The organism is Micrococcus sp. KRD077 (genome assembly GCF_017168505.1).
Lineage (GTDB): Bacteria > Actinomycetota > Actinomycetes > Actinomycetales > Micrococcaceae > Micrococcus > Micrococcus luteus.
The window spans coordinates 1-7,897 of record NZ_JABFAZ010000058.1; the positions used below are offsets into that span (position 1 = coordinate 1).

7 protein-coding genes and 1 pseudogene are annotated in these 7,897 nt (G+C 66.9%); 3 read left to right on the forward strand and 5 right to left on the reverse strand.

From position 1 onward, the window contains the following. Positions 1 to 212: 212 nt before the first annotated feature. Positions 213 to 752 (forward strand): HAD-IC family P-type ATPase, encoded by a 540-nt coding sequence (locus J1M39_RS11205; protein WP_206496800.1) that lies wholly within the window; start codon positions 213 to 215, stop codon positions 750 to 752. Between the two features lie 533 nt (positions 753 to 1,285). Then, positions 1,286 to 2,170, forward strand: coding sequence for a helix-turn-helix transcriptional regulator (locus tag J1M39_RS11210; protein WP_328823266.1), 885 nt, complete (start codon positions 1,286 to 1,288; stop codon positions 2,168 to 2,170). Positions 2,171 to 2,256: 86 nt separating this feature from the next. Here the strand turns inward: J1M39_RS11210 and J1M39_RS11215 are convergent. From J1M39_RS11215 to J1M39_RS11230, 4 genes are all read right to left on the reverse strand, one after another. Next, a protein-coding gene (locus J1M39_RS11215) for an IS3 family transposase (protein WP_113914520.1) occupies positions 2,257 to 3,422 on the reverse strand; the annotation gives its coding sequence in 2 pieces (ribosomal slippage) (positions 2,257 to 3,135 and positions 3,138 to 3,422; 1,164 coding nt in all). A gap of 38 nt (positions 3,423 to 3,460) precedes the next feature. Beyond that, entirely contained in the window at positions 3,461 to 4,030 is a 570-nt protein-coding gene (locus tag J1M39_RS11220; RefSeq protein ID WP_206496801.1) for a recombinase family protein, read from the reverse strand. Positions 4,031 to 4,188: 158 nt separating this feature from the next. Continuing rightward, a complete protein-coding gene (locus J1M39_RS11225; RefSeq protein WP_036317499.1) occupies positions 4,189 to 4,860 on the reverse strand; it encodes a metal-dependent transcriptional regulator in 672 nt (223 codons plus the stop codon). 25 nt (positions 4,861 to 4,885) lie between these two features. Continuing rightward, positions 4,886 to 6,160: an Nramp family divalent metal transporter gene (locus tag J1M39_RS11230; protein ID WP_206496802.1), complete on the reverse strand. Its 1,275-nt coding sequence runs from the start codon at positions 6,158 to 6,160 to the stop codon at positions 4,886 to 4,888. Between the two features lie 190 nt (positions 6,161 to 6,350). On the opposite strand from J1M39_RS11230, the gene J1M39_RS11235 reads away from it, so the two are divergent. Continuing rightward, positions 6,351 to 6,947, forward strand: a complete 597-nt coding sequence (locus tag J1M39_RS11235) for a hypothetical protein (RefSeq protein WP_036317467.1) — start codon at positions 6,351 to 6,353, stop codon at positions 6,945 to 6,947. 298 nt (positions 6,948 to 7,245) lie between these two features. Here the strand turns inward: J1M39_RS11235 and J1M39_RS11240 are convergent. Continuing rightward, a pseudogene (locus tag J1M39_RS11240) lies at positions 7,246 to 7,746 on the reverse strand (Abi family protein); the annotation flags it as partial. Positions 7,747 to 7,897 lie beyond the last annotated feature (151 nt).

A 7,897-nucleotide genomic window follows, 5' to 3' on the forward strand; every position in this document is an offset into this window, starting at 1 on the left:
GCCCTGAGGCTTTCAGCTGCTCGACCAGGTCCTGGCCCGAGGGCTCGCCTGGGTTCTTCTCGTCGATCATGGTCATGATTCTTACCGTTCCTCTCGGTACGGCTTACACAGACCATCTGACACGCCCGGAGAGGCCCGCTCGTCTCATCTCAGCCCGTACCCCGTGGCAAGAACCTCATGACCCACAACAGCTAGACGACTACCGCGCCGAGTTGCTCCCCGAGGACAAATCCGCCGCAATCCGTGAGCTGCGCGAGAAACACGGCGTGATCGCGATGGTCGGCGACGGCGTCAACGACGCCCCCGCCCTGGCCAACGCCGACCTCGCCATCGCCATGGGTGCCGCCAGCACCGACGTCGCCCTAGAGACCGCCGATGTCGCCCTCATGGCCGACGAGCTCGACCGGCTCCCGGCCGCCATCCGACTATCGCGCCGCGCTCGGAACAACATCAAGATCAACATCGCCCTGAGCCTGACCGTCGTCGCCATCCTGATCGTCGCCGCCCTCGCCGGCTGGATGTCCCTGACCACCGGCCTGCTCCTCAACGAGGGCAGCGCGGCGCTGATCATCCTCAACGGCCTGCGCATGCTCCGCCCGGGCCGTGGCGAAACTAGGCGCGCCCAGGTCGATTTCGGTACCCGCCAAGGTTCTGACCTGAACTCCGGGCGACCGTGCGCTCCGGGCTCGACGACCGATGGACACTCGGTAGCCGCGGGAAGCTCGTACGACCAGCGCGAGCACGGCAGATGACTTTCCGCGCCTGTCGACGTCTGCATGGCGCCGACAGGCGCGTTGCAGACCAAGGCCGCACCGTTCCGCGACGGCGAACTCATGAGGACTGGCGGGTAACGCTTGAGCGATGCCCACTTCCCCGCGAGGGCCACGGTTTCCATAGTGACTGGCCTGACCGATCTCGATGAGTACGGTAAATGAAGGCGCCGGAACCACGCGCCGACTGCATGAGGGCTTCGCCTGGGTTGGCGAGGAACGCAGTAGATCACATCGTCTCCCGCCCACGCAGCGCTCCTTCAGGGCGGAAACGATCGCCAGTTTTGCGGCATCCCGACAGCCCGACTGATGCACTGCCTAGTAGCCGGTTGGGTATCAGGAGCCTGTGGCGTCATGTCGGATGCGCGGTCCCTCAGCGAATCTCAGGCACATACTGCGGCGGTCCGATCCGGTGATACCCGGGCTAAGCACTCTGTGGCAGGCGCCCCGGCAGCGGGCTCCTAGTGGGATACGACAGTGGATCAAGCTGGGTGTCCGAACACGGCTTCTCTCCCGTGGTGGCGCGAACGGAGAGTGTCCACCGGCGGCGTGATCCCATCGCGTATGACTGCGTGAAGCTGATCTTCGTGCGAGCCGGGTCGGCGTGGTTGTTCAGCGAGTTCGGAGAGCGACCGGTCAGGGTTGGGGACGTGGTGCTGCTTGCGGCGAACACCCTGTGCGGGGCCGAACCGGAGCAGCGGGTCACGGTCACGACGCTGTTTCTGCATCGAGACTATGTGGTCGATCAGGTGTTCTGGCAGCACGCCGCGGTGTTGGCCGACCGGCTGGAGGCCAAGGATTTCATCGCGGCCCGCTATGCGGAGGCCGCCCAGGTGCTGCGGCTGGGCGAGGACCGAGCCGCGTGTGTGATGCCGTGGTTGGATGAACTCGGTCGGCTCAGCCTCAATGGGCCTGCACCGGAGCAGTTCTATCGGATGCAGTCCTTGCTGTTCGCCGTCTTGGATGTGGTGTCGCCGTTCGTGAAGACGACCGCGGTGCGCCGGTCCGCGACCCAGCACAAGGCCACCTACCTCGGCGCACCTGCCCTCCGGCGTTTGGCACCGTTGCGGGCCGAGGCCCGTGCCGCAGCCGACCGGCTGCGGGACCAGCCAGCACGACGGTGGACGCTAGCGGAGTTGGCCGAGTCGGTGCACCTGTCGCCGTCCCAGCTCGGCCGGGTCTTCGTCGACGCCTATGGGAAAACGCCGATGACATACCTGGCGACGCTGCGTGCCGAGCACCTGGCGCGGTTGCTGCGTGAGACCGATCTGCCGATCGAGGTGGCGATGCGTGAGGTCGGCTGGCACAGCCGGGGTCACGCCGCGCGGCTGTTCCGCCGGTGTGTCGGAGCGAGCCCGACGCGATACCGCCAGGTCGTCCGGCAGAAGGCACGGACCTGACGGTTCGATACGGATATTCGCTTTTGCGATACGCGTATCCGCATCATCGCCCGGGACTGCCGCACCGATAGGTGACAGGTGGGGTCTTATGCCGGGAGGGTCACGGCGGGCTTCATCATGGTCTCGTACTCGATGGGGGTCAACCGCCCGAGACGGGCTTGTCGACGGCGCCGGTGATAGGTGCGCTCGGTCCAGGTGACGATCGCGATCCGTAGCTCATCCCGGGTCGTCCAGGACCGCCTGTCGAGGACGTTCTTCTGCAGCAGGGCGAAGAAGCTCTCCATGGCGGCGTTGTCCCCGGCCGCACCCACTTTGCCCATCGAGCCGACCAAGCCGTGCCGGTTGAGGGCATGGACGAATTTCCGGGATCGAAATTGCGACCCGCGGTCCGAATGAACGATGCAACCGGCCACATCCCCGCGCCGAGCAACGGCGTTCTGCAGTGCCTGGACGGCCAGCCGGGCTTTCATTCGCGAGTCGATGGAGTAGCCGACGATCCGCCCGGAGAAGACGTCTTTGATCGCGCACATGTAGAGCTTGCCCTCGGCGGTCCTGTGCTCGGTGACGTCGGTCAACCACAGCTGGTTTGAACCGCCAGCAGTGAAGTCCCGCTCCACCAGGTCATCGTGCACCGGCGGACCCGGCTTCTTCCCGTTCTTGCCGCGCTTCTTCCCGAACACCGACCACCAGCCGTTGTCCCGGCAGATCCGCCACGCGCTGCGCTCACACATCACCTCGCCGGCTTCCTTGGCCTCATCGACCAGGAAGCGGTAGCCGAACTCCGGATCGTCCTGATGGGCGTCGAACAACGCGTTCGCCCGGTACGCCTCGGCCAGCTCGGCGTCGGTGACAGGGTCCGCCAGCCAGCGGTAGTAGGGCTGGCGGGAGAGCTTGAGCACCCGGCACGTCACCGCGACGGGGATCCCGACGGCGGCGAGCTCCTTCACGAGCGGGTAGAGCCTTTTCCCGGCAGGTTCGCCTGGGACAGGTAGGCCGCCGCCCGTCGTAGGACCTCGTTCTCCTGCTCGAGCAGGCGGATCCGCTTCTTCAGCTCACGGTTCTCGGCCGACTCGGCTTTGGTTGTCCCAGGCTTCGCGCCGTCCTCGACGTCGGCCTGGCGCATCCACTTCGACAGGGTCATCTCATGGATGCCAAAGTCCTTGGCGATCTGCGCGAGCGTCACACCCTCTTCGCGGCTGCGGGCCACGCGCACGACGTCGTCACGGAACTCTTGGGGATAGGGAGCAGGCACAGCAACATCCTTCCAGGCCGCCCTGCGGGCAAGCCAGATCAGGTGTCACCTATTCGTGCGGCAGTCCCCAGAGTCTGCCGGCTCACCCCGAACGTGCGCGCCACCTCAGCCTTCGGGATCCCCATCTCGATCATCACGCACGCCTGCTCCACGTCGGTGTCCGAGAGCTTCGGGGCCTGCACGTACTTGCCCCGAGCCTTGGCCAGGGCGATGCCCTCGGCCTGGCGCTCCTTGATCCGCCGGCGCTCGAACTCAGCGAACGCAGCCAGGATCCCCAACATCAACCCGTCCACCGGGGAGGTGCCGGACTTGTCCACGGTGATCCGCTCTGACACGAACTGCACAGCACACCCCTTGGCGGTGAGCTCATCCACGATCGCGTACAGGTCCCGAGTGTCGCGGCCCAACCGGTCCATGGAGGGGACCTTCACCAGGTCCCCCTCCCGCACGTACCGCATCAGCTCCGCCAACCCGGCGCGCTTGGCGCGGGAGCTGCCGGAGATCTTGTCTTCGAAGATCCGGTCGCACTCCCCCACCGCCTCGAGCTGGCGGTCCAGGTTCTGCTCAGCCGAGCTGACCCGCACATAGGCCACTGTCTGTCCAACCACGCCTAAGACCCTCCGGCACTTGTGTCCAACGACCCGGTTTAGGACCGTCTCTGACGTGATGGTCTCGTGGGGGCGGGGGGTGTGTAAAGGGGTATACCCCCTTGGACAGCCTGCTTCTCGACGGGGCGGCACCGCTGCGCAATGAAGGTGGGGACGATTCATCCTCGAGTCGAGCTCGGCACCAGCCAGATGGCAGCCGCATCCGTCTCGATGAGTTCCACGGGCCCGACTGCGACCACGCGCAGTCGGAAGTGGCCGGCCTCGGCCACCTCGACGACACTGTCGGGAACGATTCCGGCCTGCTGGAAGCGGATCAGACGCTGCGGGTCGGCGTCGGAGATGCGTAGGACCCGGTAGAACCCCGGCTCGGCTGCATCCAGGCGGACCGCGTGGGCCGGCCGCTCCCGCTGCCCTACGGGAGTGGGGATGGGGTCGCCGTGGGGATCGTGCGTGGGGTGGCCCAGCATCTGATCGATCCGCTCGATCAGCTCGTCGGAGGCGGCGTGCTCGAGTCGTTCGGCTTCCGCGTGGACCTCGTCCCAGGAGTAGCCTAGGCTCGCGGCGAGGAAGCTTTCCAGCAGCCGGTGCCGGCGGACCATCGCGATCGCGTGCTCGCATCCCTTCCCGGTGAGGGTCACGGGCTTGTAGGGCTGGTACTCGACCAGGCCCTGGGCTGCCAGGCGCTTGACCGTCTCGGTGACGTTGGGCGCGGTGGTGCCCATGCGTGCGGCCAGGCTCTTCGTGCTCAGCGGCGCGTCTCCCCACTCCGTGGCGGACCAGATCGCCTTGAGGTAGTCCTGGGCCACCGGAGTGATCTCGTCGAGGCTCATGGCCTGCACGATAGCGGGACCTCCTTCACCCCTGCCCGGTCAACGTCAGCCACAGCAGCACGGCGTTCAGGGCCACGATCAGAGCCACGACCACCCATGCCACCGTCTGCAGGGGCGTGGAGTTCGCGTGTCGGCCCATCACGGCCCGGGCACCGGTCAGTCGGACCAGGGGGATCATGGCAAAGGGGATGCCGATACTGAGCAGCACCTGGGAGAGGACGAGCGCCCAGGTGGGGTCCACCCCGGAGGCGATGACCAGCAGCGCGGGGATCAGCGTGAGCACCCGCCGCAGCATCTGAGGGATGCGCCAGTGCAGCAGCCCGCCCATGATCTCCGACCCCGCATAGGAGCCCACCGCGGTGGAGGCCAGCCCGGAGGCCAGCAGGCCGACGCCGAAAAGGACACCCACCGTGGGGCCCAGTGCGGTCGTGATCGCCGCGTGGGCGCCTTCGATGCTGTCCGTCCCGGAGACCCCGGAGAGATTGGCCGCCGCCAGCAGCAGCATCGCGATGTTCACCGACCCTGCCACCAGAAGCGACAGCCCCACATCCCACCGGGTGGCCCGCAGCAGCCTGCCAAGGGTGCCCGGATGAGCGTGGGCCCCCTGATGGCGGTCACGCGCCAGAGCTGAGTGCACATAGATCGCGTGGGGCATCACCGTGGCCCCCAACATGCCGGCCGCCAGGAGCACCGTCTGGGTTCCCTCGAACCGGGGGACCATGCCCGCCACGGCCTCACCCCAGGAGATGGGCCCGTAGAACAGTCCCGAGACGAACCCGAGGGTGATCACGGCCAGCAGGCCCATGACGACGAACTCGAAGGGCTGCTGCCCGCGCCGGGACTGCACACCCAACAGGATCATCGAGACCACCCCGACGATCACCCCGCCGGCCAGCAGGGGGATACCGAAGAGGATGTGCAGGGCAATGGCCCCTCCGATCACCTCGGCCAGATCCGTGGCGGCGGCCACGATCTCCGCCTGCACCCAGTACGCCAAACGCCGCCCGCGCGGCAACCGGTGCCCCAGCAGCTCCGGAAGCGAGCGGCCGGTGACGAGCCCGAGCTTCGCCGAGAGGTACTGCACGAGCATGGCCATCAGGTTCGCTGCGACCAGCACCCAGACCAGCAGGTACCCGTACTGGGCCCCCGCCGTCAGGTTCGCAGCCACATTGCCGGGGTCCACATAGGCCACCGCCGCCACGAAGGCCGGCCCCAGCAGCCGCATTCCCCGACGACCGGGGCGATCCACCCTCTCCACGGCGACCTTGCCATCCGCCGGCCGATCCACACCGGCGGTCATCCGAGGCTCCAATGGCGATGCATGCATGAGATTTAACATACCTGAACTCTGAGGAGACAGGTGGTCTGACCACACCCCGGCACCCCGGCAGTCTCAGATGCACCGACGGCCGTAGCCGAACACTCCTGCTTTCACGAACCTAATCGTGTGCACCTGAATTCTTTTGTGTGCCCTAACTGGAGTACCCCTCATGGAAATCTCCCGCCGTTCAGTAGCCACCGGCCTCGCCTGGGCCGTGCCGGCCGTGGCCGCATCGACGGCCGCGCCCGCCATGGCCGCCTCCTCCTGCGCGGGGTACACCGCAGGCAAGCCCCTCCCAGCCTCGGCGTTCACCCTGACCTACCTGCGCATCACCAACGAGACGCTCGGCAGGCTGTCCAACAAGCAGGTGGCCCTCGATTTCGACTTCCGCCTCAGCGACGAGGCCGCGGCCTGCGGGGTGCGCACCGGATCCGTCTCCTCCACCAGCAACGGCGGCACCTCCCGGATCGCCTTGAACAACGGGAAGACCTACAACGCGACCAACGGCCTCGCCGTCCCGGCCAACGGATCCGTAGGACGCACCGACGGTACCTGCCGGCTCGGCCTGGACCGCACTGAGGCCTGCGGCACCACGGGGCAGTCCCCCTACAGCGTCGCCGGGTCCACGGGCGCCAGCTCGACCGCCGTCACGGCCATCTCCCTCTACCGGTCCATCACGGTCTCCGGCTACGGCACCACCGTCGTCTACCTCAACGCCACGGGTGTGGGCACCAACCTGTCCGTGAGCGCCGCACCGCTGATCTGACCCCCGCACGACGGACCGCCATGCCGCCTCTGAAGGATCAGGACCTCGCCCTCACACCAGGACAACGCCCCCACCATCCCCTGAGGGACAGGGGGTCGCTTCTGGCATACCCAGCTTGACAGCCGAACAGTTCATCACTGCCCTCATCCTTCACGAAATCCGAGACAGCCTCTCAGGGCGCCGGGTCGGCCTGTCCCGTAACCGGATGGGCCCGCTCCCGGGCCGCCGGAGGAGATTCGGAAGCGATGCACGCCACCGACTGCGACCCGCTACCAAGGCCTCAGCTCGCGTCCGAAGTTCACCCCCGCCACAGGTCAAGCGTGTGCCAGTCTTCCGGAACACCCATCGATTGGACTGAGAGGGCATGCGATGTGGGGAAGGTGCGGAACAGCTCGGCCAGGCGCGGCGCCCAGGACCGCTCCGCCTCGATGGGCCGCAGCATGTAGGCGATGATCGCCAAGGCGTTGTAGGTGCCGAAGTCCCCTTTGGGGGCGGCGGGTTCCCGCAGATGGTCGAGGAGGGGCACCATGCCTGCCGCCGGCCGGGACGGGGCGTTCTGGAGCTTGCGGTTGAAGAGCCGAGCATGATGCGCGGCCACGTTGCGCACGTAGTTCAAGCTGGCCAGCCAACTGCCCATCATCTTCTTCTGGGGGATCCCAAAGGCCGTGGCGACTTCCTCGGCATCCTTCTGAAGCATGCCCTGGTAGAGGTTCGACAGGTGTCCCAGCTCCAGCAGCTCGGTCAACGCCCAGACCGGCATGTGGTCGTCGTACTTCTGCCGGAAGTGGGCGACGAACTGTTCGTCCGAGCCGTCCCGGCGTTGGGGCGTGTCAGATGGTCTGTGTAAGCCGTACCGAGAGGAACGGTAAGAATCATGACCATGATCGACGAGAAGAACCCAGGCGAGCCCTCGGGCCAGGACCTGGTCGAGCAGCTGAAAGCCTCAGGGC